This window comes from Pedobacter aquatilis (assembly GCF_030409415.1).
GTDB lineage: Bacteria > Bacteroidota > Bacteroidia > Sphingobacteriales > Sphingobacteriaceae > Pedobacter > Pedobacter aquatilis.
The window spans coordinates 83,585-110,578 of record NZ_JAUFPW010000011.1 but is presented as its reverse complement, the minus strand read 5'-3'; the positions used below and the strand labels follow the sequence as shown (position 1 = coordinate 110,578).

The 26,994-nt window shown below is 34.2% G+C and carries 32 protein-coding genes; 10 read left to right on the top strand and 22 right to left on the bottom strand.

The genetic code is table 11. From position 1 onward, the window contains the following. Positions 1-10: 10 nt before the first annotated feature. Positions 11-1,222 (bottom strand): TCR/Tet family MFS transporter, encoded by a 1,212-nt coding sequence (locus QWY86_RS03570; protein ID WP_290238835.1) that lies wholly within the window; start codon positions 1,220-1,222, stop codon positions 11-13. A gap of 364 nt (positions 1,223-1,586) precedes the next feature. On the opposite strand from QWY86_RS03570, the gene gyrA reads away from it, so the two are divergent. The 3 genes from gyrA to QWY86_RS03555 all read left to right on the top strand — a co-directional run bounded on the left by gyrA (position 1,587) and on the right by QWY86_RS03555 (position 6,528). Continuing rightward, positions 1,587-4,178: a DNA gyrase subunit A gene (gene gyrA / locus QWY86_RS03565; protein WP_290238833.1), complete on the top strand. Its 2,592-nt coding sequence runs from the start codon at positions 1,587-1,589 to the stop codon at positions 4,176-4,178. Positions 4,179-4,207: 29 nt separating this feature from the next. After that, complete coding sequence (locus QWY86_RS03560) at positions 4,208-5,296, top strand: tetratricopeptide repeat protein (RefSeq protein WP_290238831.1); 1,089 nt, start codon at positions 4,208-4,210, stop codon at positions 5,294-5,296. Positions 5,297-5,382: 86 nt separating this feature from the next. Beyond that, positions 5,383-6,528 carry a tetratricopeptide repeat protein gene (locus QWY86_RS03555; RefSeq protein ID WP_290238829.1) on the top strand — a complete coding sequence of 382 codons (1,146 nt, stop codon included), beginning with the start codon at positions 5,383-5,385 and terminating at the stop codon, positions 6,526-6,528. 365 nt (positions 6,529-6,893) lie between these two features. Here QWY86_RS03555 and QWY86_RS03550 read toward each other — a convergent pair whose 3' ends face one another. The 8 genes from QWY86_RS03550 to QWY86_RS03515 all read right to left on the bottom strand — a co-directional run bounded on the left by QWY86_RS03550 (position 6,894) and on the right by QWY86_RS03515 (position 11,615). Continuing rightward, positions 6,894-7,340 (bottom strand): hypothetical protein, encoded by a 447-nt coding sequence (locus QWY86_RS03550; RefSeq protein WP_290238827.1) that lies wholly within the window; start codon positions 7,338-7,340, stop codon positions 6,894-6,896. Positions 7,341-7,356: 16 nt separating this feature from the next. Further along, on the bottom strand, positions 7,357-7,791 hold the full coding sequence (locus QWY86_RS03545) for a Fur family transcriptional regulator (protein WP_290238825.1): 435 nt from the start codon (positions 7,789-7,791) through the stop codon (positions 7,357-7,359). 18 nt (positions 7,792-7,809) lie between these two features. Further along, positions 7,810-8,241 (bottom strand): hypothetical protein, encoded by a 432-nt coding sequence (locus QWY86_RS03540; RefSeq protein ID WP_290238823.1) that lies wholly within the window; start codon positions 8,239-8,241, stop codon positions 7,810-7,812. Between the two features lie 17 nt (positions 8,242-8,258). Further along, the gene (locus tag QWY86_RS03535) at positions 8,259-8,711 is read right to left on the bottom strand and encodes a hypothetical protein (RefSeq protein WP_290238821.1); all 453 of its coding nucleotides are present in this window, start codon (positions 8,709-8,711) and stop codon (positions 8,259-8,261) included. Next, a complete protein-coding gene (locus QWY86_RS03530) occupies positions 8,708-9,160 on the bottom strand; it encodes a hypothetical protein (protein WP_290238819.1) in 453 nt (150 codons plus the stop codon). The genes QWY86_RS03535 and QWY86_RS03530 overlap by 4 nt, the downstream gene beginning before the upstream one ends. Further along, positions 9,161-10,369, bottom strand: coding sequence for an ABC transporter permease (locus tag QWY86_RS03525; protein WP_290238817.1), 1,209 nt, complete (start codon positions 10,367-10,369; stop codon positions 9,161-9,163). Next, complete coding sequence (locus tag QWY86_RS03520; RefSeq protein ID WP_290238815.1) at positions 10,369-10,995, bottom strand: ABC transporter ATP-binding protein; 627 nt, start codon at positions 10,993-10,995, stop codon at positions 10,369-10,371. Before QWY86_RS03520 ends, QWY86_RS03525 begins: the two co-directional genes overlap by 1 nt. A 224-nt stretch (positions 10,996-11,219) precedes the next feature. Continuing rightward, on the bottom strand, positions 11,220-11,615 hold the full coding sequence (locus tag QWY86_RS03515; protein WP_290238813.1) for a MerC domain-containing protein: 396 nt from the start codon (positions 11,613-11,615) through the stop codon (positions 11,220-11,222). 55 nt (positions 11,616-11,670) lie between these two features. Between QWY86_RS03515 and QWY86_RS03510 the strand changes: the two genes are divergently transcribed. After that, complete coding sequence (locus QWY86_RS03510; protein WP_290238810.1) at positions 11,671-12,432, top strand: endonuclease V; 762 nt, start codon at positions 11,671-11,673, stop codon at positions 12,430-12,432. Here QWY86_RS03510 and hemF read toward each other — a convergent pair. Both hemF and QWY86_RS03500 read right to left on the bottom strand, forming a co-directional pair. Beyond that, positions 12,429-13,322, bottom strand: coding sequence for an oxygen-dependent coproporphyrinogen oxidase (hemF, locus tag QWY86_RS03505; RefSeq protein WP_290238808.1), 894 nt, complete (start codon positions 13,320-13,322; stop codon positions 12,429-12,431). The two genes, QWY86_RS03510 and hemF, sit on opposite strands and share 4 nt — an antisense overlap. A 95-nt stretch (positions 13,323-13,417) precedes the next feature. Beyond that, on the bottom strand, positions 13,418-14,647 hold the full coding sequence (locus tag QWY86_RS03500) for an MFS transporter (protein ID WP_290238806.1): 1,230 nt from the start codon (positions 14,645-14,647) through the stop codon (positions 13,418-13,420). Here QWY86_RS03500 and QWY86_RS03495 point away from each other — a divergent pair. From QWY86_RS03495 to QWY86_RS03480, 4 genes are all read left to right on the top strand, one after another. After that, positions 14,632-14,982 carry a hypothetical protein gene (locus QWY86_RS03495; protein ID WP_290238803.1) on the top strand — a complete coding sequence of 117 codons (351 nt, stop codon included), beginning with the start codon at positions 14,632-14,634 and terminating at the stop codon, positions 14,980-14,982. The two genes, QWY86_RS03500 and QWY86_RS03495, sit on opposite strands and share 16 nt — an antisense overlap. A 244-nt stretch (positions 14,983-15,226) precedes the next feature. Next, positions 15,227-15,712 (top strand): YiiD C-terminal domain-containing protein, encoded by a 486-nt coding sequence (locus QWY86_RS03490; protein ID WP_290238801.1) that lies wholly within the window; start codon positions 15,227-15,229, stop codon positions 15,710-15,712. Between the two features lie 8 nt (positions 15,713-15,720). Beyond that, on the top strand, positions 15,721-16,344 hold the full coding sequence (locus QWY86_RS03485; protein WP_290238799.1) for an AlbA family DNA-binding domain-containing protein: 624 nt from the start codon (positions 15,721-15,723) through the stop codon (positions 16,342-16,344). A gap of 66 nt (positions 16,345-16,410) precedes the next feature. Further along, the gene (locus QWY86_RS03480; protein WP_290238797.1) at positions 16,411-17,784 is read left to right on the top strand and encodes an MATE family efflux transporter; all 1,374 of its coding nucleotides are present in this window, start codon (positions 16,411-16,413) and stop codon (positions 17,782-17,784) included. A 6-nt stretch (positions 17,785-17,790) separates the two neighbouring features. On the opposite strand, the gene QWY86_RS03475 is transcribed toward QWY86_RS03480, so the two are convergent. From QWY86_RS03475 to QWY86_RS03440, 8 genes are all read right to left on the bottom strand, one after another. Then, on the bottom strand, positions 17,791-18,525 hold the full coding sequence (locus QWY86_RS03475) for a hypothetical protein (protein WP_290238795.1): 735 nt from the start codon (positions 18,523-18,525) through the stop codon (positions 17,791-17,793). 38 nt (positions 18,526-18,563) lie between these two features. After that, complete coding sequence (locus QWY86_RS03470; protein WP_290238793.1) at positions 18,564-19,247, bottom strand: pseudouridine synthase; 684 nt, start codon at positions 19,245-19,247, stop codon at positions 18,564-18,566. 21 nt (positions 19,248-19,268) lie between these two features. Continuing rightward, complete coding sequence (locus QWY86_RS03465; RefSeq protein WP_290238792.1) at positions 19,269-20,171, bottom strand: histone deacetylase family protein; 903 nt, start codon at positions 20,169-20,171, stop codon at positions 19,269-19,271. Next, positions 20,171-21,031, bottom strand: a complete 861-nt coding sequence (locus tag QWY86_RS03460; protein WP_290238790.1) for a bestrophin family protein — start codon at positions 21,029-21,031, stop codon at positions 20,171-20,173. Before QWY86_RS03460 ends, QWY86_RS03465 begins: the two co-directional genes overlap by 1 nt. Positions 21,032-21,038: 7 nt before the next feature. After that, on the bottom strand, positions 21,039-22,328 hold the full coding sequence (gene kynU, locus QWY86_RS03455; RefSeq protein ID WP_290238788.1) for a kynureninase: 1,290 nt from the start codon (positions 22,326-22,328) through the stop codon (positions 21,039-21,041). A 66-nt stretch (positions 22,329-22,394) separates the two neighbouring features. Further along, positions 22,395-22,883: a pyridoxamine 5'-phosphate oxidase family protein gene (locus QWY86_RS03450; protein ID WP_290238786.1), complete on the bottom strand. Its 489-nt coding sequence runs from the start codon at positions 22,881-22,883 to the stop codon at positions 22,395-22,397. A 51-nt stretch (positions 22,884-22,934) separates the two neighbouring features. Further along, positions 22,935-23,540: a DNA-3-methyladenine glycosylase gene (locus QWY86_RS03445; RefSeq protein ID WP_290238784.1), complete on the bottom strand. Its 606-nt coding sequence runs from the start codon at positions 23,538-23,540 to the stop codon at positions 22,935-22,937. 13 nt (positions 23,541-23,553) lie between these two features. Beyond that, positions 23,554-24,030: a GAF domain-containing protein gene (locus QWY86_RS03440; protein ID WP_290238781.1), complete on the bottom strand. Its 477-nt coding sequence runs from the start codon at positions 24,028-24,030 to the stop codon at positions 23,554-23,556. A 118-nt stretch (positions 24,031-24,148) separates the two neighbouring features. On the opposite strand from QWY86_RS03440, the gene QWY86_RS03435 reads away from it, so the two are divergent. Continuing rightward, positions 24,149-24,832: a DUF3291 domain-containing protein gene (locus QWY86_RS03435; RefSeq protein WP_290238779.1), complete on the top strand. Its 684-nt coding sequence runs from the start codon at positions 24,149-24,151 to the stop codon at positions 24,830-24,832. Positions 24,833-24,861: 29 nt separating this feature from the next. Continuing rightward, the gene (locus QWY86_RS03430; protein WP_290238777.1) at positions 24,862-25,113 is read left to right on the top strand and encodes a hypothetical protein; all 252 of its coding nucleotides are present in this window, start codon (positions 24,862-24,864) and stop codon (positions 25,111-25,113) included. Positions 25,114-25,542: 429 nt separating this feature from the next. Here QWY86_RS03430 and QWY86_RS03425 read toward each other — a convergent pair whose 3' ends face one another. The 3 genes from QWY86_RS03425 to QWY86_RS03415 form a co-directional block, all read right to left on the bottom strand. Next, positions 25,543-25,722 carry a BF3379 family histone-like protein gene (locus QWY86_RS03425; RefSeq protein WP_010602585.1) on the bottom strand — a complete coding sequence of 60 codons (180 nt, stop codon included), beginning with the start codon at positions 25,720-25,722 and terminating at the stop codon, positions 25,543-25,545. Between the two features lie 185 nt (positions 25,723-25,907). Beyond that, positions 25,908-26,492 carry a biliverdin-producing heme oxygenase gene (locus QWY86_RS03420; protein WP_290238762.1) on the bottom strand — a complete coding sequence of 195 codons (585 nt, stop codon included), beginning with the start codon at positions 26,490-26,492 and terminating at the stop codon, positions 25,908-25,910. Between the two features lie 79 nt (positions 26,493-26,571). Further along, positions 26,572-26,991: a response regulator gene (locus QWY86_RS03415; RefSeq protein WP_290238760.1), complete on the bottom strand. Its 420-nt coding sequence runs from the start codon at positions 26,989-26,991 to the stop codon at positions 26,572-26,574. Positions 26,992-26,994: the final 3 nt, after the last annotated feature.

Genomic DNA, 26,994 nt, shown 5'->3' with positions numbered 1-26,994 from the left:
AATCGATTGGTTAGTGATATTTTTTTAATGCTCTTATGGCAATAAATAATCCAATTAAGGTTAAGAATGCACTAAGAATAAACGGTGCCCCAGGAAAATAGAATGGTGTACCTTTCTCTATAAAATATACAAAAATGTGGCTAGCTAAAAACGGACCAATTATGGCTGCTAAGCTTTGTAAACTCGCTGTAATTCCTTGAATTTCACCCTGTGCATTCTCTGGTACTTGATTAGAAATTATACTTTGCATCGCAGGTCCACCAATACCCGCTAAACAATATGGAATAATAAACAGCATCATCATTAAGCCATTAGCTGCGAATGCGAAACAGATAAAACCGATTACATATAAAGATAATCCGAAGTAAATAGCTTTACGGTTTCCAATTTTTGGTATTATAAATCTAATTAAGCCGCCTTGTACAATCGCCACCATAATTCCAACAACGGCTAAAGAATAACCAATCATGGTTGGTGTCCATTCAAACTTTTCTATAACATAATATGACCAGTTCGACTGTACCGAATGGCTGGCGATATACAGCAGTAATAAAGTAGCTAGCAAACCTAAAATTGCCGGGTATTTCGATGCATTTATAAAGGAGCCGACAGGATTAGCCCTTTTCCAGGAAAATTCTCTTCTTTTTTCTTTTGATAAAGATTCGGGTAGTATAAAGAATCCGTAAAGCCAATTCAATAACGATAAGCCTGCAGCAACCATAAATGGTACTCGCAATCCGAAATTACTTAATAGACCGCCACCAACAGAACCCAAAATAAAACCCAAACCAAATGCTGCACCAACTAAGCCAAAATTTTGTGCTTTCTTTTCTGGCGTGGATATATCAGCGATGTAAGCCATACCTGTCGTAAAACTAGCACCAGTTATCCCTGCTATAATTCTTCCAATAAAAAACCAAAAAATTGATGGTGCGAAGGAAAGAAATAAATAATCTACACCTAAACCAAATAATGAAAATAGTAATATTGGGCGTCTGCCGTACTTATCGCTTAGTCCTCCTAAAATTGGCGAAAATATAAATTGAGGTAGAGCAAACGCAACCATCAGGTAACCTCCATAATCGGCTGCTACGCTAGTATCTCCACCTGTAAACTCCTTTATTAAATCTGGTAAAACAGGTATAATAATTCCGAAGCCTGTACAATCTATCAGCAAGGTTATCATAATAAATATCATTGTTGATTGTTTTTTCCTTGCCATTTTAAGTTTATGATTTGGTACAAAAATATAATTTTAGAATTTAAGTAATTCTAATTCAATAACACCAATCCAAATTTTATAAAACATTTTATGATCATTGAACCTAGGTTGGTAACATAATGAATACTGAATTCAAATTTTTAGTTGGAGATAAGCTGCATAATCTCCAATAATTCTAATTATACAAATACTAAAAATCATTTAAAAGCTTGTTTAAGAAACCAAAAAACCTTTACCATCTCGAAACCATCGTTAAACCCTAAAACTTTTCCACAATGCCTTATTTCGGCATATTTTTGCTAAATTCGCAAGGTTATAATAATACCTTTTTGAAACATCGCTTTAATAGCGAGAATAATAATTTATGGCAGAAGATTTAGAAAATCAACAAAACGACAAAATCATCCCAATTAATATAGAGGAGCAGATGAAATCGGCCTACATTGACTATTCAATGTCGGTAATTGTATCAAGGGCTTTGCCTGATGTACGCGATGGATTGAAACCGGTTCACCGCCGTGTTTTATATGGTATGCTCGATCTTGGTGTTACCAGTAATAAACCACATAAAAAATCTGCCCGTATTGTTGGTGAGGTTTTAGGTAAATATCACCCACATGGTGATGCTTCTGTATATTTTACCATGGTGCGTATGGCTCAGGATTGGAGTTTGCGTTACCCAATGGTTGATGGACAAGGAAACTTTGGTCACATTGATGGTGATTCGCCGGCTGCAATGCGTTATACTGAGGCCCGTTTCTCAAAAATTGCTGAAGAGATGCTTGCCGATATCAATAAAGATACGGTAGATTTTCAGCTAAACTTTGATGATACCTTACAGGAGCCAACGGTTTTACCAGCTAAAATCCCTAACCTTTTAGTAAACGGTTCTAGCGGTATTGCAGTAGGTATGGCCACTAATATGGCACCCCATAATTTAACTGAATGTATCGATGGTATTGTAAACTATATCGACAATAGAGACATTACTATTGAGGAATTAATGAAGTTTGTAAAAGCTCCGGATTTCCCAACAGGTGGTATTATTTATGGTTATACTGGTGTTAAAGAAGCGTTTGAAACTGGTCGTGGGCGTATCGTTATGCGTGCTAAAGCAGAAATAGAAAACCTTAAAGACCGCGAAGTAATCATCGTAACTGAAATACCTTACCAGGTTAATAAAGCACAAATGATTGAGCGTACTGCTGAATTGGTTGGCGAGAAAAAACTTGAAGGCATTTCTAACATTAAGGATGAATCGAATAAAGATGGTATTCGTATTGTTTATGAAATTAAGCGTGATGCAAATGCATCTATCGTTTTAAATAACCTATATAAATATACTGCTCTACAAACATCTTTCAGTGTAAATAATATTGCGCTGGTAAAAGGTCGTCCGCAGATGTTAAATCTTAAAGATTTAATTGTACATTTTGTAGACCATCGCCATGATGTAGTTATCCGCAGAACAAAATATGAACTAGCCGAAGCTGAAAAACGTGCACATATTTTAGAAGGATATTTAATCGCTTTAGACCACTTAGACGAAGTAATTAAGTTAATTCGTGCATCAGAAACGCCAGAAGAAGCCCGCGTTGGTTTAATGGAGAAATTTGGCTTGAGCGATATCCAAGCCCGTGCTATCCTGGATATGACTTTACGTCGTTTAACAGGACTAGAACGTGATAAAATTAAGGAAGAATATGCTGAGTTAATGAAAACCATCGAATATTTGAAATCTATTTTAGCAGATGAAGGTTTGCGAATGAAGATTATCAAAGATGAGTTGGATGAAATCAGACAGAAATTTGGCGATGAACGTAAAACAACCATTGTTCATTCTGCTGAAGACATGAGCATGGAAGATTTCATCGATGATGAAGAAGTTGTAATCACCATTTCTCACGAAGGTTACGTTAAACGCACACCAGCAACCGAATTTAGAGCGCAGGGTAGAGGTGGAAAAGGTTCAAAAGGCAGTACATCAAGAAATGAAGATTTTATTGAGCACATGCTGGTTGCAACCAACCACAATTATATGTTGTTCTTTACTGAGGCCGGAAGATGTTTCTGGTTAAGGGTTTATGAAATTCCAGAAGGTTCTCGTACTAGTAAGGGCAGGGCCATTCAAAACATCATCAATATTCCGAAGGAAGAAAAAATTAAGGCATATATTAAAGTTAAGAATCTAAAAGATCAAGAGTATTTAGAGAATAACTTTATCATAATGTGTACTAAACAAGGTACAATTAAGAAAACATCTTTAGAAGCATATTCTCGTCCGCGTGTTAATGGTATTAATGCAATTAATATTAATGAGGGCGATGTTTTATTAGAAGCTTGCTTAACCAATGGTGAGAGCGAAATTGTTATGGCATTGCGCTCAGGAAGAGCAATTCGCTTTAATGAGAAAACTGTTCGTCCGATGGGTAGAACTGCTACAGGAGTACGTGGTGTTCGCTTAGCACACGATAAAGATGAAGTAGTTGGCATGATTGCTGTAAACAATCCTGACGTTACGGTGTTAGTGGTATCAGAAAAAGGATATGGAAAGCGTACTGATATTGAAGATTACCGTGTAACAAACCGTGGTGGTAAGGGTGTTAAGACAATTAATGTTACTGAAAAAACCGGACAATTAGTTTCGATTAAAGACGTTACCGACAGTGAAGATTTAATGATTATTAACCGTTCGGGTATTGTAATCAGAATACCTGTATCAGCGCTAAGAGTTATGGGACGTGCAACACAAGGTGTTCGTTTAATATCTTTAAAAGGTGATGATGAAATTGCATCAGTAACAAAAATTGACCACGAAGATGACGAAGAAGAAGTAGATTTGGAAAGTGTTGTAGTTACAGACGGAGAGGAGTTAGAAGCAGACACAACTCCAGAAGCTGATGACACTGAAGAAGAAGCAGACTCTGATACCGATGATGAAACAGAAGAAAATTAATCTAAAAATTATAAAAGAGTAACAATTTTATGAAAAGAATAGTTCTAAGTACCATTTTAGCAAGTGTTGTTAGCATCACATTTGCTCAGAAGAGTGAGGTTAATGCAGCCAAAAATGCTTGGGGTGTTTTCCAAATTACAGGACAGGCTACCGCAACGCCTTTGGCCAAAAAATTAGAGGCAATTTCAGCAGGTTTAGCGCACACAGATAAAGCAATTGCTGATGAAAAATCTAAAATTATGCCTGAAGCTTGGTCTTATCGTGCATTATTCGCATCATCTGCAGCTTTATTAGATACTACAAACGCACAAAATGCTGATGCTCAGCTTAAAATTGCAACAGATGCAGTTGCTCAAGCTAAAACATTAGATACAAAAGGTGCTGAAAAGGATAATATCGCAACAGCTGAAACTAATATTTCGAATGCAGTTAGAAATGCAGGCGTTTTAGCTTATAACAAAAAAGATTATAAAACGGCTTACGATAGATTCGTTCAGGCAACTGTAATTAATCCAACTGATACTTCAATGTATTTGAATGCTGGGGTTGCTGCAAGGTATTTAAATGATTACCCAAATACAGTTAAGCAATTTAAAAAGGTAATTTCTTTAAATGCGCCACAGTCTAAAGATTTGTATTCAGAGTTAATTACGATGTCTTTATCTCAACAAAAAGATACAACAGCGGCGTTGGCCTTAATCCAAGAAGCTGCAGCTAAATATCCGGATGATGCAAACTTTATCAAATCAGAAACTCAGATTTATATAGATAGAGGCGATGCAACCAAATCAGAGCAAATGTTAACTACTTTAGCTTCAAAAGAGCCAAATAATCCAACTTATCAGGTTTTATTGGGTAATGTTTACTTTTCTCAAGCATTAAAACTGCAAGATGCTAGAAATAAAATTGATGCTAAAAAGGTTAAAGAGTTTAATGATGTAACCACAAAAATGAATGGTTTGTTGGAGAAATCTTTACCCTATTACAAGAAAGCTTTAGATTTAGATGCTAAAAATGTAGGTGCATTAGAAACTTTGAAAACGATTTATGCTTTCAAAAATGACACTAAAAATTACGAAGATATTAAGAAACGTTTGGATGCACTTCCAAAGCAATAATATTTAACATTGTAAAAAAAGAGTCCCGAATTAATTCGGGACTCTTTTTTTTGTTTATTTTTACGCTTTACCATTTTTAATATTCTATGCAAAAATATTCAGGTTTATTATTCGCAACGCTAATTACACTATCATTTAATACATTTGCTCAGAAAAGCCAAATGCTAATTGCAAGAAACGCAGTTGGTAAGTTACAGGCATCTTTTGCAGGTAAAGAAGATTCAAAAAAGCAGCTTGGAATAATTACGGAAGGATTAAAATCAATAGAATCGGCTGAGAAAGATAATAAAACCAAAAACTGGCCAGAAACATTTGCAATTAAATCTTACTTAACCTCTTATGCTGCCATCATCGAAACAGATGGTTCTGCATCTGATAAATATTTTGATTCTGCGGTTGATGCAGTTAAAAAAGCAAAAGGGTTAGAAAAGTATGAAGATCCGGCTGGATTACTAAAAGCATCAGAACACAATATTTTAATTAAAAAGCAGGAGCGGGGCAACTTAGCCTATTTCAATAACGATTTTAAAGAAGCACTGGAAGATTTAAGAGAAGTGAGTGATAAATTTCCAGCAGATACCACATTAGCCTTAAATACAGCAATTTGTGCTCAAAATGTTCAGCTTTATGATGAATCTTTGAAGTATTTTAAAAGAGCCAAGGATGACAGTATTAAAAATCCGGCAGTTTTTCAAAAAATGTCCCAGCTTTATGTTGCTAAATATAATAATGAAGCTGCAATTAAAGTTTTAGAAGATGGCTTAAGTTTAAATCCTTACAATCACTCGTTAACAAACGATTATATAAATCTGTTACTTGATAATGAGAATTATGCTAAAGCTTCGTCACTAATCGAAAATAACTTAAAGGTAGAAAAAGGAAATAAACTTTTGTTTTTTCTATATGGATATTTGCAACAAGTTGGTGGAAATAATCCAACTGCAATCTTAGCTTATAATAAAGCCTTATCAACCGATCAGAATTATTTTGATGCGCTTTACCAACTAGGTGTAGCTTATGTTAATACAGCAAACGATGCATTAAAGAAAAACGATGCAGATAGAAAAAATCAATACGGTTCGCTAATAAATAAAGCGCAGTTTGCGTTGTTAAGAGCAAATGAAATTAATCCTAACGATAAGAAAGCTGTTCAGCTACTCATAGAAATTTATTCCAGAAAAAATGCACAAGATAAAGTGCAGGATTTAAAACGTCGCTTGCAAGAACTTTAGCAATTTTTAATATTATATTTAGGGAATGGGAGTAGTCTTCAAAAAAACAACTTAACATAATATTAATTATAGGACAATATCCTTGTATCTTTTTAAATACTAAAAAAATCAGTTATATTGTGATTGATAATAAACACACTATGAATATTTCGGCATTAGTTTTCATACTATTAATTCCAGTTTGTATAATTCTGATTGTTATCGTAAGCTTTAGTATCTGGGCAGTTTGGGAAATTAATAAAAATAAAAATCTTGACAGGGAAACAAAGCGAGAATTGACCAACTTAGTAACATGGTGGCCAATTTGGGGTTTCTTTGATTATTATTTTTCAATTCGTCCTAAACTGAAAAAACAAAAATGAATGCTAATTGGTAGTTTGTTTTGCTGCAGTAATTACCAACGGCGGATTATCAGCAGCATTGCCTTTGTTAAGTTTTAAAATGCCTTTTACAGAAACTGGCAAATAAGTAAATTTAATTGGTTCAGCCATTTCGACTAAAACCATTATCGGGATTCCATTTTTTCCACAAAAGAAACATTGATTAATTGGCAAAGTTGAAAGCATAAATTTAGTTTGCTTCATACCATCTTTAATTGGAACAATATAACCCTCTAATTCAAATGCTTTATTTTCGTGTTTTTTTATCCCAGCGTTATAAATGGCATACATTTCAGTCGGCTTAACCGTTTTGAAAGTTACATCACCAATAATATCCCAATTTGGAGAATCTATCTGGTCGCTAAAATCGTGTTCTTGCGCAACAGTCTTAAAACCTATAAAAATTAATACAAATAAAAATATTCTTTTCATTGAATGATATTTTAAATTAACTAACCTTTTCTGAACACGAAGCGCAGATCCCTGACGCTATTAGATTTAAATTTTCGACTTGAAAACCTTTAGGAACATTAAATGCCGGGATTTTTATGCTATCTAAGCAGTAAACTTTTTGGCAATTATTGCAATTAAAATGTACATGTTCATCATGGTGTTCGTGTGCAGAACAACTTTCTGAGCAGATGGCATAATTAGCAGTGCCATGGTTATCTAAAACTTTATGAATGATTCCCTTTTCTTCGAAAGCTTTCAAAACCCGATATAAAGTTACACGATCTACAACTTTACCCATAACTTGCTCTAAATACGGTTGCGAGGTTGCCGAATCTCTGTTACTTAAAATATCCAGAACCTGTAGCCTTGGTCCTGTGCGTTTTAAGCCATTCTTTATAAGTAAATTTTCAAATCGTTCCGTGTTGTTCATCAACACAAAAATAAGCAATTATATTATGATTTTGGCATTTTTGAGGGATATAGGAACTCCATAACTTGCATCCCTCCTTACGAGTTTTAATATTCCAGAAAGCTTAATTGGCTTGGTGGTAAAGGATATGCATTTATCCATTTCTATCATTATCATTGCCGGAATGCCATTTTGCCCACAAAAATAACATTGGTTTATTGGTAAAGTAGCCAGTAAGAATTTTTGCTGATTTGTGCCCGCTTTAATTGGGATGAGGTATCCTGTTAGGTCAAATTCTTTGTTTTCGAACCGCTTAATGGATTCAGAAAATATTGGAAAAAGTTCATTCTTCTCTGTCAGTTCAAATTTAACTGAACCAATAATATCCCAGTTTAAAGAATGAAGCTGGTCGTTAGCATTATGCTGTTTACTTGATTGCGAAAAGGAATTTAGCCCAATCAGGGTAAACATTGTAAAGAAAAAGAATCTCATAACTGAACTGCATCAAGTAAAAAGAATTCAGAGCGTTTATCGCCAGAATCATTAATTATAATTTTGCCTTTAAGTTTTATTGGTTTGCTGGTGTAATTAATCGGATTATTCATTTTAACTTCAACCATTGAAGGTATGTCTCCCGAACCACAAAAGGGACAAGATTCTATTGGAACCACAGATAACATAAATTCGCTAAACTTATTACCAACTTTAGTTGGAATGATGTACCCTGGTAATTCGATTGTTTTGTTATTTAAAGCCTTAAGTTCAGCAGGAAAAAACACTTTCCACTCTAAAGGTTTAACCTGTTTTTCGTACCTCAAACCTATTAAATTCCAGTATTTAGTTCTCATATCGTTGTGAACCTGAACCTGTGCACTTAATCTTTCACTACCAAATAAGAGAAATAAAATGATTAAGGGAAGTTTTAGAATTGAGTTTTTCATTTTAAAACTAATACAGCGTTTAACAGAAAAAATTCACTTTGGTCATTGCCAGAATCGTTTATGACAAATTTACCTTTCAGTTTTATAGGCTTATCCGTAATCGGGATTGCAACGTTCGTACTAACCTGCAACATCGCTGGTATATCACCAGTTCCGCAATACGGGCAAGATTCAACAGGTACTATCGAAAACATAAATTCTGTAAATTTTCGTCCGACTTTAGTTGGTATCATGTAACCAGGCAACTCGATTATTTTGTTGTTCAAAGCTTTAAGCGAAGGAGGATATACACTTCCCCATTTCCCAGGACTTAATTCTTTATCATATCTCAAGCCTATAATATTCCAGGTAGAAGTTCTTAAATCTTTATGTACTTTAACTTGAGATTTAACATTACTATATTTTAATAATGAAATAGTTATGAAAAATAAAAGCACTAATATTTTCATCTATCTATCCTTTGAAAGTGTTTTAGCAATATCTACCCGGTAAGTTTGCAATGCTGGAATAATTGATGCTACAATCCCGATTAATAATCCTGCTAAGAGCAAATAAAATTCTTCGGTAACAAAATATAAGCCTGTTAATTTAGCTTGGGATGATTCTTGATATTTACCAATAATCTCTAGTGCCAAATGGCCAATTAGTAACCCTAACGCCGCACCAACAATTGTAATTAATAGTCCTTCAAGCATTACTAAAAAGAATAATTTTAGTTTTGAAGCGCCCAAACATCGCATTATGGCTAAATCGTATTTTTTCTCTTTCATAGAATTATACAGACTTATAAATACACTCAAGGCAGAAATTGCCATAATTAATAAGGCAAACCACTTTAAAGTATCAATCCCAACGCCAATTAATGAAAACAATCTTGCACTTTCCATTGCTGGCGAAGCTGCCTGCATATTTGTACTTTGATTAACCATTCGCGGAAAAATCACTACAGACATTGGAGAGCGATATTGTATTAAAATTGATGTAATCTCCTTATTATCAATATTATGCTCAGCTTCTTCGTGATGTTCCTCATGTTGGTCATCTGAACCATGCATTTTATATACACTGCCAATATTAGTCAGAATCAAATTGTCGGTTACGTTATTTTGTTGCTTTAAAATCCCCTTAACGCTGTATGCATTATTTTTATGCATATCGCCATTATCACTTAAACCATGTGCACCAAAAAACGTATCGCCAACCTTTAAATTGGCTTCTCTTGCAACAGTACTACCAATTGTAGCTTCTAAATCTTTATTCCAAAAACTTCCCTTATCTATTTTTAAGCCATACAAACCAATAAATGTAGTGTCTGTTCCAACAATTCTATAACCCGAATAATTATCACCCAAAGCTAACGGGACCGCTCTTTTAACTAAAGGATTTTGCATAAGTTCTTGAGCATCTTTTGCAGGAATATTTCCTGTAGGAAAATCTATATGATAAATGCTACTGAGAATTAATTGTAGAGGACTCCCCTTTGCACCAACAACCAAATCGATATCTTTTGCATTTTGCTCCAGTTTATTACCAATTTGAGTTGATGCCAGAAATAAAATTGAGAGTATTCCTACACCGAAAGCAACCAATAATATGTTCAAAATTGCTGTAAGCTTATTTCTTAACAGGTTTTTGATACTAATTTTAAGAATGTTCATTATAGTAAATAAGCTTTTGAAATGTGGTTACGAACGCGTTGATCATGCGTTGCAATAATTAAGGCTGCATCGTTATTTTTTGCCTGAGCGGTTAACATTTCTAAAACCTGGACAGTATTTTCATCATCCAGACTGGATGTTGGTTCATCAGCAATTAAAAGCGATGGCTTATTGACTAATGCCCTTGCAACAGAAACTCGCTGCAGCTGACCCTGACTAAGTTCATCCGGATAACTATTTATCTTTTCTAATAATCCCAAATCCTCCAAAATAGCTATTGTTCGCATTTTATCAAATTTACAACCAGCCATAGAAGTAGCAATTTCTAAGTTCTCTAACACAGTTAAGGATCTTATTAAATGAGGTCTTTGAAAAACTATACCAATTTTTTGCCCTCTGAATTTATCCATTTTTCGGGTTGATAAATTATAAAGACTTACTTCATCAAACTTTACTAATCCTTCTGTTGGCTTTAATAAACCTGAAATAATATTTATTAAAGTACTTTTCCCACTGCCAGAAGCGCCCAGCAGCAACCATTGCTCCTTATCTTCAATAGTCCAATCGGGAAATATTATTCTTTGACCTTTAGGATATTGGTGTGAAATAGAATTCAAATTAATCATTCAATTTTTTTATTAAAATCGGCTTTGCCTGATTATTTATTAAATTTTTAATTGCATATCTTCTGTAAAGCTCGGTTGGATTATTAGTGCCGTGCTTACAAGATGGATTAAGCATTGCTATAAAAGCTAAAGAAAAACTAAATAGCAGTTTACTTTTATTCTTCATGCGCTACAAATATATAGTTTAATTAAAAGGCAGCATCGCTGTATTGAGATGGTTACGGTTAATGGTTATGCTTTACACCGCAGGATTTCAAAAGTTTCAGATTAACAAAATGTGCGATAGCTATAACAATTCCCCCTGCAGGTATTAATATTGGTTCTAAAAAATCGTGACTAGAAAAATGACCAAAAGCAATAAGCGCAAAACCGGTTATTAGAATAGATAATGGAGATATTTTATGGTGATTTTTTTTGAATGATGAACCAAGAGACCAAATCCCTAATAGTAACGAAATCGAAATCATGCTGATTTCTACCCATTCGTTAGCTAAAAAGCTTAAGCCCCACAAAGGCAAAAATGTAATTAAAAGCGGCACTATAGCACAATGTACAGCGCAAAGTACTGATGCGGTAATGCCTAAATTGTCTAAATTTAATGGAGATTTCAAAAGCTTCATACAAAATAAATTATACTGCAAATATAAAAGCAATAATGTTGCATTTATAATTTATTTGAAAATATTATCATTCTTTATAATTAGCAAGATTTTTTTTGAATTAATTTGTTGTAGTTATATGTATGATAACTATTCTTTCGATGAAGCAGCAAAACTTCAAATTGAACTAGCAAAAAAACTAAAATTTGAAAGTATAAGCAACGTTTCAATAATAGCAGGCGCTGACATTTCCTTTAATAAGGATAGTTCTACTATGTATGCAGCTATAGTTATTTTATCCTTTCCAGATCTTAAATTAAGGAGCTATGCACTCGATACTTTTGAAACAACATTTCCATATGAAGCTGGTTTCTTGGGTTTTAAGGAAGTTCCTGCTTTGTTAAAGGTTTGGGAGTTGATTGATAGAAAGCCTGATGTTGTTGTGTTGGATGGTAATGGAATTCTTCATCCACGTAGAATGGGCGTTGCTTCTCACTTCGGAATTTTATCAAATCAGCCAACCATTGGTTGCGCTAAAAGCCTGCTTGATGGTAAGAATTATTTACCAGAAAAATCTAAATATAGTACTGCAGAAATTAAAAACAATCAGGAATTTTTAGGTTTTTCACTTAGAACAAAAGTAAACTGTGCGCCGGTGTATATTTCTGCGGGACATTTAATTACTCAGCAACAAAGTATTGAAATAATGAAAAAATGTGTTGGAAATTATAGAATTCCAGAACCTACACGTATTGCGCATGAAATTGTCAACCAATTTAGAATAGGGAAACTGAAAAAAGGGTTTCATAATGTTCAATCCCCTTTAACTTTATTCTAAACCCAATTAATGCCTTTTTTTAGAAATTGTAAGGTTTTATACTCTTCAGAACCATTTTCAGGCTGAACATTATATCCCCAATTTGCTTGCGGCGGCAAACTCATCAAAATAGACTCAATTCTTCCGTTTGTTTCTAAACCAAACTTAGTTCCTGAATCATAAACCAGATTGAATTCAACATATCTGCTTCTACGCTGATATTGCCACTCTTTTTGAAGTTCTGTAAACTCTTTTTCACGGTTTCTATCTATAAGTTCTGTATAAATTGGTAAAAATGTTTCCCCAATATTTACCGAGAAATCAAGAATCTGTTCCCATGATAAAGAAGTGTTATCAGGTTTTAAACGATCGTAAAATATACCACCAATACCCCTGGTTTCTTCACGATGTTTAATAAAGAAGTAATCATCAGCATGCGTTTTAAATTTTTGGTAAAAATCCTCATTAAATTCGTCACAAGCTTGTTTTAATTTATGATGAAAAAATCTTGCATCGTTTTCAAAAACGTAATGCGGTGTTAAATCTATACCCCCACCAAACCATCTTGTTTCTTCATTTAGCTCGAAGTAACGAATGTTCATATGGATTATTGGAACCAACGGATGGTTTGGGTGAATTACAATCGAGACGCCGGTAGCAAAAAAATCATCTTCAGTAACGTTAAAAGCTTTTTTTACCGCTTCCGGAAGTTTGCCATAAACCGCAGAAAAATTAACACCACCTTTTTCTATAATTGTACCGTTTTGCATAATACGCGTGCGACCGCCCCCTCCTCCATTTCGTTCCCAAATTTCCTCCTGGAATTTACCTTTTCCATCTGCTATTTCCAATCCACGGCAAATCTCATCTTGTATTAATTTATATCGCTCGGCTACTTCTTCTTTAAACATGGCTTCCTTATGTAATTAAATAACAAATTTAAGGCTATTACACTAGCATTGCCTATTTATGTTTAGATAGTACATTTTATTGACAGTTTAAGTTTCTATTCTTCCAAATAGTTTAAATCCTTATTAAAGCTTTCCTTTAGCGACGCAACAGAAATCATCGCGATTACGGTTACAATGCCCATTACAATAAAGCCTGCAGTTACAATATTAAATTGATGAACAAAATATTCAAAGGTTAAAGTAATAGGAATTAAAGCGCCGCGAACAAAATTTGGAGCAGTGGTAGTTACTGTAGAACGAATATTTGTACCAAATTGTTCTGCCGCAATGGTAACAAATGTTGCCCAATATCCCACAGCGAAGCCCATAAACAAACAAATTAAAATGAAACTGCTTTCTGTTAATTGAGTATTGGTTAAGTAAATAATTACAGTAACAACTGATAAACTTTGAAAAATTAGCACAGTTTTCTTTCTTGATTTAAGTATTTGAGCCAGAAAACCACAAACAACATCACCTATGGCGATACCAAAATAAGTGTACATAATCCCTGTACCAGCATTTAACACCTCTTTAGCGCCTAATGCTTTGCCAATTTCTGGCGATTGTGTAACCAGAATACCCACAATAAACCATAGTGGTAAACCCAAGCAAATACAAGCCAGGTATTTCAAAAATCTTTTCCTATCTGAGAATAGCATAAAGAAATTCCCCTTTGAAACTCCAGTAGCTTCTTCAGCCTTTTTAAACATGCCAGATTCAAAAGTGCCAACTCTTAAAAGTAAAAGCAGCAAACCCATGCCTCCACCAACAAAATAAGAGGTTTGCCAGCTAAAATGTTTACCTACTGTCGCTGCCGCTGCCGCTCCTAATAAACCAATACCTGCCACAACCATTGTTCCGTAACCACGTTTTTCTTTTTCCATAGTTTCGGTAACCAAAGTAATTCCTGCACCAAGCTCCCCTGCTAAACCTATGCCAGCAATAAAGCGGATAATTGCATAACTGTGCACATCCGTTACAAAGCCATTTACAATGTTTGCCAGAGAATACATTAATATTGAGCCAAAAAGAACTTTTATCCTACCAAACTTATCGCCAATGATGCCCCAAAGTAAACCACCTAGCAACAAACCAAACATTTGCATGTTGATAACATATTCTCCATCGGTACGCATATGTTCTGGCGAAACACCTATATCAGCAAAGCTTTTTAACCGAACTACAGAAAAAAGTACGAGGTCATAAATATCTACAAAGTAGCCAAGTGCAGCTACTATTACTAAGAAAATAACACTGCGGTTATTTGATGGTTTGGAATCCATTATTTCTATTTGGTTTATTTGCTGAAAGTACAAATAAGCACAAATATAAAAAAGCCGGAAATAAAAAAGCCCTGATTTTTCAGGGCTTTTCTACACTCTACATAGGAGGCATTGTCTTTGTAGTATCTGGCGGTGTCGTCTTTTTCATTGTGTCCGGCGGAGTTGTTGTTGTTCTCGTCGTATCCATCGGTGCAGTAGTTGTTGTCGAATCCGTCATTGTACTGTCTGTTGAACCAGCCATATTTTTTGACGAATTGCATGCTGAAGTTGCTACCATGATTGTAGCTCCGAAAGCAAGGCTTAAGATTAATTTTTTCATTAGGGTTGAGTTTTAATTTTCTTTTTTAAATGAAGCGACCATTTAAATGATAGTTTCACTGTTTAATTGTTAACTTTTAATCTAACAAGCTTTTAATCATTTAGTTTTATTTTAAATAAAATTTTGTTTAAGTAGCTAACCAAAAAATAGACAAGTAATATTCTACATAAAATATTCCTCACTTCCTATTGACCAAAATATTACTTAAACATCACTTGTAAAACTTTAAAACCTGATAAATCTTTCTGATATTAGTAAATATGATTATTTCTCAAAATACCCTTAAATGGGTTATGCGCCTTTATCCACCATTATTTTTTCAGCGCATTTGGGTTCAAAAATTCGAAAATGACTTTAAAAGTTGTACCGTAAAACTGAGTAAGAGTTTCTTGAATAAGAATTACAACGGTTCTATTTTTGGAGGCACAATTTATGCTGCTACCGATCCATTTTATGCCTTACTTTTCGACCAGCTTATGCAGCGTAGAGGAATGAAAGTTAGGGTTTGGCTAAAAAGTGCTTCAATTCAATACTTAAAGCCAGGTCGGTCTAATTTATATTTTACGATTAATGTTACCGAAGAAATGATTGCTGAAGCTGAAGAAGCATTAAAAACAGTGGGGAAGTTTGTAATGGCTTATCCAATGGAAATTACAAATAAACAGGGCGAACTTTGCGCTACTGTAATGAATGAAGTTTACATCAGAAACCTGCATCAAGGCGAAGAGCCAAGAGTTGCCTATTAATTTATATTATGCCGAGTATTAAGAGTTTGATTTTGCAGGGCGAAGGTGTTACGCTTGATTTTAAAAAGACCATTACAAATACCGGAAAGATTGCGAAAAGTCTGGTTGCGTTCGCAAACAATAAGGGTGGGAAATTACTAATCGGTGTAGCCGATGACGGCACAATTAAAGGTGTGAAATCAGAAGAAGAAGAAAAATATATGATTCTAACTGCTGCACACCAATTTTGTAAACCTGCTATCGAGCCTAATTTTGAAGAAATTTATGTTGATGATAAACTGGTTTTAGTAGCTAATATACCTGAAAGTGATATTAAACCTCATTATGCATTAGATGATGACAAGAAATGGTGGGCGTATATCCGCATTGATGATAAGAGTGTATTAGCGAGCAAGATAGTTGTCGAAGTTTTGAAAAGCGATCATAAAAATGGCGTTCTTATTTCCTATTCAGATAATGAAAAAAAGTTACTGGAATTTTTAAATGATAATCAGAAAATCACCTTAAAAGAATACAGTAAGTTGCTCCGATGCTCTTATCGCAAAGCACAAAAAATAATCGTTAACCTTATCCTTGCTAATGTTATAAAATCGAACACAACAGAAAAAGAGGAATTTTTTACTGCGGTTTAATCCAGGTAAAGTTAAATTCTGTTTATCATCTTTTTTGAGGTTAAAAAAACCGACCTTTGCAAACTTATGTTTTCAAAAATCTATACCAAATACAAACCTTACTACAAAGAAAATCTTCATCTGGCTTTACCAATTGTAGGCTCTCAAGTTGGCCATACTTTAGTACACATGGCAGATAGTGTAATAGTTGGTCATTTTACAGATACAACCCAACTGGCAGCAGTATCGTTAGTAAACAGTATTTTCATTTTAATTATGGTAATTGGTCTTGGTATCTCTTATGGATTAACACCTTTAATAGCACAAGAAAACGGTCGCCAGAATTATGAAGAGTGCGGAAGGCTTTTATCTAATAGTTTGATTATAAATGTGTTGGTAGGGATTTTCCTTTATTGCTTGGTTCATTTTGGCGTTTTATTAATTATAGATCATTTAGATCAAACTCCAGCAGTTGTACAATACGCAAAACCTTATCTTGGTTTACTTTCAGTATCCATTATTCCATTGTTAATTTTCCAAACATTCAAGCAATTCGCCGAAGGCTTGGGTTTTACCAAACAAGCCATGTTTGTATCAATTTGGGGTAATGCGATTAACATCATTCTCGGAATTATTTTCGTTAAAGGAATGTTTGGAATCAAATCAATGGGTGTTAGTGGTGTTGGGTTAAGTACACTAATTGATAGATTATTGATGGCTACTGTAATGGCTATTTACGTTTTAAGGTCAAAGCATTTTAAAAAATATCAGGTTAATTTTAAAGCTACTTTCATTGATAAACTTCGGGCAATAAAAATAATTAAAATTGGTGCACCAGTTGCGTTGCAATATTCTTTTGAAATTAGTGCGTTTAGTGGTGCAGCCGTATTAATCGGAACAATTGGAGCTACAGAGCAGGCTGCGCATCAAATTGCCATTAGTTTAGCCGCAATGACATATATGATTGCAAGCGGAATAGCATCAGCAGCAACAATTAAAACTGGTAATAATTTTGGCAAAAAGAATTTTGATGATTTAAGAATGTCGGCCATTGCAAGCTACCATGTAATTTTATTATTTATGAGCTGCACGGCAATCATATTCATTTTAGCAAATAGTTTAATGCCTTTCATCTACACTCAAGATTTGAACGTAATAAACATTGCAGCTCAACTATTAATTATTGCTGGGTTTTTTCAACTATTCGATGGAACCCAGGTTGTCGGATTAGGCGTTTTAAGAGGGATTGGTGATGTAAATATCCCAACATTTATTACCTTCTTAGCTTATTGGGTTGTCGGAATCCCGGTTGGATATATTTTAGGATTTAAGTTTAATTTAGGCGTTAACGGAATCTGGTATGGCTTAACCTTTGGATTATTAACCGCTTCCATCCTACTTTTTTTTAGATTTCAGAATAAAACCAAGGCATTGAAATTAAAAACAGAGATAACTTTCTAAACTTTATTATTTCCCACCAACATTAACAACAACACCAATAGTAAATATTGAGTTGCCGGCCGACATGTATTTACGGTTCTTCAATCCGATATTACTACTGGTAGTATATTGCAATTGAATAGTTTTATTTAATGCCATTCTGGTAAAGAAAATAGGCTCAAAGAAAATATTATCTTCTTTAGGTTGAACAACGCCGTTAATGAAGAATCTATCCATAGTAACGTGGCTTATTCTCAGTGCAGTACCATAATTTATTGGAAAATTGGTGCCGAATAGTTTTAAATTATTTTTTTTCTTCGAGCTATAATTTACCTGTAGAAAAGCCTTTCTATAATCTACTTCCTGTACTTCGTTGTTGATTAAAACATCATTCTGGTAATCCCTAAATGAAATATCACTCCAACCCTTCCCAACACCGGCATATACTTCAATAATTCTATTGTTATCTGGACCGAAAGTATCAAAATAACCTCCACCAATCTCAACTAACTTATGCCCAAAATCTTTACTTTTCCGTTCGTTATTCATCGTAGATGCACTAAAAAGTACTCCAACATGATTAGAAACTGCATAAGCGCCATTAATACTTGCATTACCTTTTAAAGAAATATGTCCGCCACCACTAAACTCACCTTGTTGACTAAGCATTGGTGTATTTGGAACATTAGGCATATAAACTGAAGAACAACTTGCTGCAAAAAGCGCTAAAACCGGAATCGTAAAACGTAAGTATTTAATCATAGATGTTTTATAAACAGAATTTCCTGACAAAAATTGTGCTAAAGTTTTATTTTCATAAAATCCATCACTCTTTTAAATTCTTGCTGCAAATCAGCTTTTAAATGAATTTGCTCATTAGTAATTGGATGTGTAAAACTTAATTCAGAGGCATGCAGAAGCATTGTTGTCATATTCCATTGCTCCAAAAAGAATTTATTTTGTTTGTTGCAACCGTGTGTTCTATCGCCTATTATTGGGTGTAATATATGACTGAAATGTCTTCTTAATTGATGCATTCTTCCAGTTTTTGGTGTTGCTTCTACTAATGAATATCTCGAAGTAGCGTGTTTACCAAAGGGCACATCAATTTCGGCTTTTTGCAAGGTTATAAAGGAGGTAAAAGCATCCTGCATTGTCCCATTCTCTTTTGCTAATGGATAATCTATATCCATTTTATCAGGGGCAAATCCGCGTAAAATAGCTAGATATTTTTTTTTGGTCTCTGTGTTCATAAATTGCTGATGCATAGCAATTTCAGATTCTTTATCGAAAGCAAAAAGTAATATTCCACTTGTTTTTCTATCCAACCTATGAACCGGACTAACATGCTTGCCAACTTGGTCGCGAAGCATTTGCAAAGCAAATTCTGTAGCGTCCCTTGCAATAGAAGATTGATGAACCAATAACCCATGAGGTTTGTTAATCGCAATTAAATTTTCATCCTGATAGATAATTTCCAGCATGCTGCGAAGATAAGGATATTGTTAAGTAAACAAATCAAAAGCTAAACGATAGGTATTACAATGTGCATCAACAATATCTTTAATATCTGTTGAATAACCCCCACCCATACTAACTTCTACCGGTAAATTTCTACTTTTACATGCTTTGAGCACTAATTCGTCTCGTTCTTTGCAAGCGGCTTTGCTTAAAGAAAGTTTGCCGAGCTTATCCGTTGAAAGTACATCAACACCAGATAAATAGAATACAAAATCTGGCTTTGCGCTATCAAATACTTTTAACAAATTTGTTTTTAACAGAGACAAATATTCATCATCTCCAACACCATCATCTAACGGAAGATCTAAATTTGAAATTTCTTTTCTAAAAGGAAAATTTTTATCGCCATGCATTGAAAAAGTGAAAACCCTTGATTCCTTTTGGAAAATTTCTGCAGTTCCATTACCCTGGTGCACATCTAAATCAATAATTAAGATATTATTACTTAAACTATTACTTAATAGATAGTTAGCTGCGATAGCCTGGTCATTTAGCAAACAAAATCCTTCACCCCAATTGCTACCAGAATGATGTGTACCACCAGCAACATTAAAAGCAATTCCATTTGCCATAGCGAAATGAGTACAATCGATTGTACCTTGCGTAATCCTTAACTCACGTTCTACTAATTCTGCGTTTAATGGAAAACCTATTCTCCTTTGTTCTTTAGCAGGAAGGGTTAAATTTTTAAGTTGATTCCAATAATCTTCAGCATGTGTAAGCAAAATGTTTTCTTCACTCACCATTTCTGGATGAAATATATTTTCAGTTGAGATAGTGCCTTCGTGTAATAATTGTTCAGGAATCAATTCATATTTAAGCATCGGAAATCGATGTCCTTCAGGTAAAGGATGCGCATACAGTGGATGCCATGCAATTTTAATCATTAACCCAAAATTTCTTCAACATGCTTTTCAATATTATTACAAATCTGATCTACAGGTAAATCATTTGCATCCTCACCAAATGGGTCTTCTATTTCTTCAGCTATCAACTCCAAACTCGCTAATACATAAAGAATAAAGGGTACAATTAATACCAAATAATAACCCAGACTAAAAACCCATCCAATCGGAATTGTGAGTACATAAACGAAGATAAATTTCTTTAAAAAGATACTGTATGAAAAAGGTATGGGTGTATTTTTTATCCGTTCGCATCCACCACATATATCTGTGAATTGATTAACATCATTTGTTAAAACAATTAATTGTTCTTGTGATATTAATCCTTTTCCAAGTAAATCATAAAGTCTGGAAATCATACTGCTTGCTATTTGATTTGGAATATGCTTTGTGCCCTCCACCTCAATTAAGAAACTATTTTTCCCGAAATATTTTTTCTCCCGAAGATGCTCTTTTAATGCAAAGGCATATTTAGGAATACCGTATTCAAAGAAGCGAGTATCTTCCTCTGGCAATTTTAAGGCTTTAATTTTCATTGCAAAATTTCGGCTTACATTGGTTAGTGAGCCTAAAAGTTTTCGCCCATCCCACCATCTGTCATATGAAGTATTCGTACGAAAAACCAATAACATGGATATAACAAAGCCTAGTAAGCTGTGCATCATGCCGATATTGCTAACATAATCACTTTTGGAGAGCTTAAAAATATTAAGTTCTAAAAAAGCCACTAAAGCTGAAAAAACAGCAACGCTAATCATCAAGGGCCACAACTTCCTAAAAGTATCAGCCTTATGGATATGAAAAATGAAAGTAAACCAGTCTTTTGGATTATAATTTATCATATCAAACTTATCTTAAAATGTTTTGAGTTACCTGCAACAATACTTTTCCGGTTAAGTAAATATCTTCGAAAGAATTATACAGCGGAATCGGACTTAACCTGATAACATTTGGTTCACGCCAATCACCAAGGATTCCATTTTCAACCAAACCATCAAAAATCTCCTTACCTTTTTCTAAAGCAATTATAGAAAGTTGTGCGCCCCTTTCTTGTGAGTTTTTTGGAGTAATAATTTTATATTGCTCGACATCTAGATCTATATTGATTTGATTTATAACATATTCTAAATATCCAGTTAAATTAATACTTTTATCTCTTAATGGCTCGATGTAACCTGCCTTATCAAAGATTTCTAGTGAAGCATGATAGATAGCCATTGGTATAACTTGTGTACAACTCACCTGCCACCCGTCGGCACCAACTTCTGGGATAAATCCCTTTTCCATCTTAAAACGCTTACTTTCCTGATAGCCCCACCATCCGGCAAAACGATTTAAATCAGTGTTACTAAAATGTTTTTCATGAACAAAAATTCCGCTAATGCCACCAGGGCCAGAATTCTGATATTTGTAAGAGCACCAACAGGCAAAATCTACATCCCAGTCGTGAAGCTTAAGCGGCACATTGCCGGCAGCATGGGCTAAATCCCATCCAACCAAAGCTCCAACTTCATGTCCGGCTTTGGTAATTAATTCCATATCATAAAATTGCCCGGTGTAATAATTAATACCTCCGAAAAGCACTAAAGCTATTTCATCACCGTTTTCTTTTATTTTAGCAATAATATCCTCAGTTCTAAGGATTTCTTCGCCATCACGTGGAAAAACCTCTATAATGGCTTCATTTGGGTCAAAGCCATGAAACTTAACCTGGCTCTCAAGCGCATATTGATCAGATGGAAAAGCCCCGCCTTCCATTATAATCTTCAACCGTTTACCTTTCGGCTGGTAAAAACTTACCATCAACAAATGAAGGTTAATTGTTAAGGTGTTCATCGGACAAACCTCCACGGGTGAAGCACCAATAATTGGAGCCATCAACTTTTTTAATTCCTTATGATAAAACATCCAAGGTTCTTCACCATCAAACCAGCCCTCAACAGCATAGTTCGCCCAATTATCTAATTGATTATTTAAAACCTGTTTAACAGCTTTAGGTTGAAGCCCTAAAGAATTACCACAGAGGTATATAAAATCATTTCCCTTATGCTTTGGAAATAGAAATTCAGCCCTAAAATCTTTAAAGACATCGGCTGCATCTTGCCCTTTTGCGAATGCTAAATTATTTTCAAAATTCATTTCTTCAATTATACAAAAAAAGCAGGCATTGTTTCCAATCCTGCTTCATTCGAATTTAAATATTTTCTAAAACTTAATTGTATCGTGTTTACCTAAATCTGGAGTATCTCCGGTTACAACTGCTTTTAACATACTAAATAGTACCACAATTTTTGATGATGAAGCGTCCCAATATTCTGCTTCTTCAGGCGTAACCTTTATCAATATCAATCTCGGATCTTCAATCCCATCAGGAAACCAAGCTTTAACAAATGGATTAAAATAAGCTTCTTTTCTTACTTTATCATCTACTAATTCTGCCTTCCCTTTTACAGATAAATATGTATTTTTAGATGGCTCGCTGTAAGCTAAAAGCACATTATTATCTTTAGAAACTTCTTTTGATTTTAAAGAATACTCGTTTGTAAAGAACCAAATGCTTCCATCTTCTTCAATTTTCGCAGTTCCCATCGGGCGACTACCAAATTCATTATCATCAGAAAATGTTGTGAACATACAGGTTCTTACACTTTCTGCCATTTCTTTTAAAATCGATATATTTTTTTCGTTTTTCATAACTTATAGATGTATTTAATGAAAAACAGAATTCAGTACAAAAGGTTTGTATTATACTTTATTTGGTTTACTTACATATTTATTACCAGCAATAAAAAAGCGCCAAGGCAGTAAGGCATGCTCCTGAGCATATGCAATTCCCACACGCGGAGCGGCAATGATTTCGGAATCCATATAATTGATTTTATAATCTTCTATCCAAATTTTATTCCCTGATAAATCTTTTCCATTAAAAGATCTATCAATACCCAAAGCTTTTGCAGCAGAACCTGGCCCTGATGAAATTGCAGGTTTGGTACGTGGCATATTTCTTCTATGCTCTATTATGTCAATGCCAATGAGTGGCTCAATGGCTCTTATTAGGATTGCATGTGGTTCATCTTTTACTGAACTCACAACATTAAAAAGATTATGCATCCCATAACATAAATAAACATAAGCTACACCGCCTAAACTGTACATAGTTTCAGTACGGTTTGTGCGCCTGCCACCATAAGCATGAGAAGCTTTATCCTTAACCCCAAAATAAGCCTCAGTTTCTACAATTACACCAGCAGTTACTTGTTTATCAATTTTAGTAAAAAGAACTTTACCAAGTAAATCTTTGGCTAAGAGTACTGCATCTTGATTAATAAAATATTCTCTATTTAGCTTCAAATTATATAATATTTTACTTTAATAAGATTGATATAACATCCTGTAGATAAATCTTATCTATATCATCAAAATGCTCTAAGTATTCGCTATCAACATCCAATACACCAATAACTTCCCCACCTTTTATCAATGGCAATACTATTTCAGATTTTGATGCTGATGCACAAGCGATGTGACCCGGAAATTCATCCACATTTGGCACAATCAGCGTTTCAGCTTGTAACCAGGATGTACCACAAACACCCTTACCTTTTTTAATTCTCGTACAAGCCACCGGACCTTGGAAAGGACCTAAAACCAGCTCATCATCTTTTACAAGATAAAACCCTACCCAAAACCAATTAAATTGCTCCTTTAATGCTGCGGCCACATTTGCCATATTAGCCACAAAATCTGTTTCGCCAGTGAGCAATCCCTCAATCTGCGGAATTAGCGATTTATACTGTTCAGCTTTCGCGATACCTCTATCAATTATTAAATCTTCTGCCATAAGTAAACAAAGTTAATCAGGAATTTGGTGATAATGAGATTTCCTTTCTGATAATGACAAAAAATTGAAAAGATCCTAAGCGTAATTTGATTAGTTTTGACACAATAACCCAATTAAAATGATTGTCGCCTTAACAATAACCAAATTTCGATACTATAATATTCCATTTGCATTCTTAGGTATGGCTATTTTGCGCTTGCCTTTATGGTTAAATAAAAAATGTAAATTTTGGAAATTAATGGGCAGCGGAAAAAATGCACAGGTTGATTTAGCACCAGATTTTAAACATTGGGCAATACTAACAACTTGGGAGGGCCGAACAGATTGTGATGCGTTCTATACTAACTCGTTTGCGCTGAAATGGTTTCGGATGTTTGGCGTTGAAGAATTCACAGTACTACTCAAACCATTATCATCGCATGGTTTATGGTCAGGCAAACAACCATTCATTGTTGAGAATAAGGGTGAAAATGCAGGCAAAAGAGTAGCAGTGATTACAAGGGCAGCAATCCGTTTTGGTAAATTAAAAGAATTTAGGAGTAATATTAAAAGAGCCGCGGAAGAAATGCGAAAGGCTGATGGTTTTGTACTATCTGCTGGCATAGGCGAAAATCCGTTTTTTGATCAGGCAACTTTTTCGGTTTGGGAGAGCTTAGACAGCATGAAAAACTATGCTTACAAATCCGTTGACCATTCGGATGTGATTAAACTCACCAGAACACGCCAGTGGTATTCTGAAGAGTTATTTGCACGTTTTGAGATATTGAAATGTGCCGGAAGCTTGAATGGTCAATCATTATAAAAAAATCAAATCAAAATATAACAACATCCATGAGAGTAATAGCAGAACTTCCGCATCCGGAGTGTAAAATATCAATCTTTTCAATGAATCAAAAATACATTGTAAAATTTGAACAAGGTACGTTTGAGCAAAGTTATAAACTGGCTGAATTAGATTTGAGTGGAGGTGGTGTTAACGATGTATTTGAAATATTAGATGAGGAATTTATATCAACCGTGATTGAACGATTTAAGATTATGAGAACTGACTTTGGTTTAGCTTATAATAGACATCAATTTTAGTACTTAAGTCACTGATATACAGTTTATAATATGTGTATACAGAATTTAATTTTGAAATTTAGTAATAAAAATGATCATTTTTTAAGTCTCAATTGAAATTTCAGTTTACATAAAAAAGGATAAGAAATTGATAAACATATATTTAATATGTGATACGAAATAATATTTTGGGAGTATAATTTACCAAATAAATGAGAAGTTTCAATAATACCAGTGCTTCCACACAATCTCATACAAAATCAATTGAATTAACCATTACAGAAACAAAAGCTTACACTCACTTATCAGTCGTATGTGCTGAAATGTATATCTATAGACCATAATTACAACAGGTTTTCTGCAATGGCTTATATTATCCACCCCAACCCAATTAAACGCAAAAAGGTCCCGATTTTATATCAGGACCTTTTTATCTTTACTCGCGAAATATTATTTTCCAGAGTTTTTCTTGTCAGTTACTTCTGCACGGATTTCTTGTGCTAAAACTTTAAGATCTTGCATTGCTTTACGTACACGAGTACCAGCAGCTGCATTGCCAGCATTATAAAATTTTTCTACATCTGCTTCGATTGCAGCTACAGCAGCTTTAACTTTTGAGAATTTTTCCATCGCTAATTGATGTTTTTAAGGTTTAAAAAATTTATTTTGTCAATAATACATATTTACCTCGAATTAACAAGAGAATGCAAATATTAATTTGAAAGAAGTTTTGCACATTATAAAAACCCCCAACATGCCCCCACTACATAATCTAAGGTATCTTTTTGTTTTTTATGGCCTCATATCCTTCAAACCTAGCTTAATTGTTTCGATAGTTTTATCAGATTATTAAAGGTTTCGTTAGCACTATTTACGGTTTTTTCGTAATCATCCTCTTGCACTGTTTCATTTAATACAGAAACAAAAGTTTTCCATTTAGAACCTAATTCATCGCCATAAACACCATAATAGTTTAAACCATCTTCCTTGCCCTCAAAATTATTATTTGCGAGTATATGCTTTCTAATAACATTTCCGCCAAGTGTAGCGCCTTCCAACACATATAATGCTCCAAGAACTTCAACATTATTATTATCAGGTACAAATAATTCAAAATTTAAAGCCGGTAAGGTTAAAGAATCAATTCCCCAAAATGCTAAGTCTTTCTCCAGGTATTCTAGTTTTAACCGATTTTTCATATCAAGTTTTTCTGCAAGGTCGCTATCAAGCATATTTGCGAGTTTATATTCAAGCTTTTGATGAATGAGATAGTTTATGGTCAGCAGTTTCTTATAATTATCAACACTTAGCGTATTGTTCATAATTTCATTAACAAACATTAACGCTTCGAGTTGTTGGTGTTTTTCAGCAGTTTGAGTTCTCAATATATCGGCAATCATAGAAATATATAAAATTAAAAATGTGGTTAAAAAGAAAAGATTCGATATAAAACCGAATCTTTAAAATATTGATGTGTAATTAATTTAAACGGAGATGTTGGTTAAACCAAAAATCGTGTACCGAATGCACACATTTTACAAGATTATCGTAACCATTTGGCTTGGTTAAGTAAGCATTTGCACCAAACTCAATAGATGCTTTTACATCTTCAGGATTATCAGATGTTGAAAACAAAATTACGGGCACCGATTTTAAATAAGGAATATCGCGGATAAATTTAAGTAAATCTAAGCCTGAAAGTCCAGGTAGGTTTAAATCCAATAATATTAATTTCGGTTTTGTTCTTGTATCAGCAAACAGTTGAAGCTTTTGCAGTGCCTCAGTCCCATCCTCTACAATCGATAAATTCAAGGTATCCTTTACCTCTTGTACGGCACTTTGCATAAAGAATGCATAGTCCATATCATCTTCCACGTAAAATATATCGGGCGTTTTCATTTT

Excerpts from the sequence above, each read along its gene's own strand:
- QWY86_RS03570 (WP_290238835.1), bottom strand. The coding sequence starts at position 1,222 with ATGGCAAGGAAAAAACAATCAACAATGATATTTATTATGATAACCTTG.
- gyrA (WP_290238833.1), top strand. The coding sequence starts at position 1,587 with ATGGCAGAAGATTTAGAAAATCAACAAAACGACAAAATCATCCCAATT.
- QWY86_RS03560 (WP_290238831.1), top strand. The coding sequence starts at position 4,208 with ATGAAAAGAATAGTTCTAAGTACCATTTTAGCAAGTGTTGTTAGCATC.
- QWY86_RS03555 (WP_290238829.1), top strand. The coding sequence starts at position 5,383 with ATGCAAAAATATTCAGGTTTATTATTCGCAACGCTAATTACACTATCA.
- QWY86_RS03550 (WP_290238827.1), bottom strand. The coding sequence starts at position 7,340 with ATGAAAAGAATATTTTTATTTGTATTAATTTTTATAGGTTTTAAGACT.
- QWY86_RS03545 (WP_290238825.1), bottom strand. The coding sequence starts at position 7,791 with ATGAACAACACGGAACGATTTGAAAATTTACTTATAAAGAATGGCTTA.
- QWY86_RS03540 (WP_290238823.1), bottom strand. The coding sequence starts at position 8,241 with ATGTTTACCCTGATTGGGCTAAATTCCTTTTCGCAATCAAGTAAACAG.
- QWY86_RS03535 (WP_290238821.1), bottom strand. The coding sequence starts at position 8,711 with ATGAAAAACTCAATTCTAAAACTTCCCTTAATCATTTTATTTCTCTTA.
- QWY86_RS03530 (WP_290238819.1), bottom strand. The coding sequence starts at position 9,160 with ATGAAAATATTAGTGCTTTTATTTTTCATAACTATTTCATTATTAAAA.
- QWY86_RS03525 (WP_290238817.1), bottom strand. The coding sequence starts at position 10,369 with ATGAACATTCTTAAAATTAGTATCAAAAACCTGTTAAGAAATAAGCTT.
- QWY86_RS03520 (WP_290238815.1), bottom strand. The coding sequence starts at position 10,995 with ATGATTAATTTGAATTCTATTTCACACCAATATCCTAAAGGTCAAAGA.
- QWY86_RS03515 (WP_290238813.1), bottom strand. The coding sequence starts at position 11,615 with ATGAAGCTTTTGAAATCTCCATTAAATTTAGACAATTTAGGCATTACC.
- hemF (WP_290238808.1), bottom strand. The coding sequence starts at position 13,322 with ATGTTTAAAGAAGAAGTAGCCGAGCGATATAAATTAATACAAGATGAG.
- QWY86_RS03495 (WP_290238803.1), top strand. The coding sequence starts at position 14,632 with ATGGTTTGGAATCCATTATTTCTATTTGGTTTATTTGCTGAAAGTACA.
- QWY86_RS03500 (WP_290238806.1), bottom strand. The coding sequence starts at position 14,647 with ATGGATTCCAAACCATCAAATAACCGCAGTGTTATTTTCTTAGTAATA.
- QWY86_RS03490 (WP_290238801.1), top strand. The coding sequence starts at position 15,227 with ATGATTATTTCTCAAAATACCCTTAAATGGGTTATGCGCCTTTATCCA.
- QWY86_RS03485 (WP_290238799.1), top strand. The coding sequence starts at position 15,721 with ATGCCGAGTATTAAGAGTTTGATTTTGCAGGGCGAAGGTGTTACGCTT.
- QWY86_RS03480 (WP_290238797.1), top strand. The coding sequence starts at position 16,411 with ATGTTTTCAAAAATCTATACCAAATACAAACCTTACTACAAAGAAAAT.
- QWY86_RS03475 (WP_290238795.1), bottom strand. The coding sequence starts at position 18,525 with ATGATTAAATACTTACGTTTTACGATTCCGGTTTTAGCGCTTTTTGCA.
- QWY86_RS03470 (WP_290238793.1), bottom strand. The coding sequence starts at position 19,247 with ATGCTGGAAATTATCTATCAGGATGAAAATTTAATTGCGATTAACAAA.
- QWY86_RS03465 (WP_290238792.1), bottom strand. The coding sequence starts at position 20,171 with ATGATTAAAATTGCATGGCATCCACTGTATGCGCATCCTTTACCTGAA.
- QWY86_RS03460 (WP_290238790.1), bottom strand. The coding sequence starts at position 21,031 with ATGATAAATTATAATCCAAAAGACTGGTTTACTTTCATTTTTCATATC.
- kynU (WP_290238788.1), bottom strand. The coding sequence starts at position 22,328 with ATGAATTTTGAAAATAATTTAGCATTCGCAAAAGGGCAAGATGCAGCC.
- QWY86_RS03450 (WP_290238786.1), bottom strand. The coding sequence starts at position 22,883 with ATGAAAAACGAAAAAAATATATCGATTTTAAAAGAAATGGCAGAAAGT.
- QWY86_RS03440 (WP_290238781.1), bottom strand. The coding sequence starts at position 24,030 with ATGGCAGAAGATTTAATAATTGATAGAGGTATCGCGAAAGCTGAACAG.
- QWY86_RS03435 (WP_290238779.1), top strand. The coding sequence starts at position 24,149 with ATGATTGTCGCCTTAACAATAACCAAATTTCGATACTATAATATTCCA.
- QWY86_RS03430 (WP_290238777.1), top strand. The coding sequence starts at position 24,862 with ATGAGAGTAATAGCAGAACTTCCGCATCCGGAGTGTAAAATATCAATC.
- QWY86_RS03425 (WP_010602585.1), bottom strand. The coding sequence starts at position 25,722 with ATGGAAAAATTCTCAAAAGTTAAAGCTGCTGTAGCTGCAATCGAAGCA.
- QWY86_RS03420 (WP_290238762.1), bottom strand. The coding sequence starts at position 26,492 with ATGATTGCCGATATATTGAGAACTCAAACTGCTGAAAAACACCAACAA.
- QWY86_RS03415 (WP_290238760.1), bottom strand. The coding sequence starts at position 26,991 with ATGAAAACGCCCGATATATTTTACGTGGAAGATGATATGGACTATGCA.